General features: G+C 54.8%; 3 tRNA genes. All 3 read left to right on the top strand.

From position 1 onward, the window contains the following. The first annotated feature begins 37 nt into the window (after positions 1-37). Positions 38-114 (top strand) — tRNA-Met (locus tag FHC48_RS23120). Between the two features lie 44 nt (positions 115-158). Then, positions 159-235 (top strand) — tRNA-Met (locus FHC48_RS23115). A gap of 44 nt (positions 236-279) precedes the next feature. Then, positions 280-356, top strand: a tRNA-Met gene (locus FHC48_RS23110). Positions 357-389 lie beyond the last annotated feature (33 nt).

Here is a 389-nt window from a genome sequence, read left to right as displayed (position 1 = left end):
ATCACAAGTCTATCCGAGTATAGTGCGCATCCACGGACGCGGGGTGGAGCAGCCTGGTAGCTCGTCGGGCTCATAACCCGAAGGTCGTCGGTTCAAATCCGGCCCCCGCAACCAATTAAAATTTGATGAAGTATCTTCTACGACTGTAGAAAGACGGACGCGGGGTGGAGCAGCCTGGTAGCTCGTCGGGCTCATAACCCGAAGGTCGTCGGTTCAAATCCGGCCCCCGCAACCAATCAAATTTGAAGAAGTAAGTTTCTGCGAGAGTAGAAAGACGGACGCGGGGTGGAGCAGCCTGGTAGCTCGTCGGGCTCATAACCCGAAGGTCGTCGGTTCAAATCCGGCCCCCGCAACCAACACTTCTAAAACAATAAACACCCTTAAGGGTG

Origin of the sequence: Enterobacter sp. EC_50, from assembly GCF_019584525.1 — a bacterium.
In the GTDB taxonomy this organism is placed as follows: domain Bacteria; phylum Pseudomonadota; class Gammaproteobacteria; order Enterobacterales; family Enterobacteriaceae; genus Enterobacter; species Enterobacter roggenkampii.
Note: the sequence above shows the minus strand (reverse complement) of the source record. Positions and strands in the feature narration are given on the sequence as shown.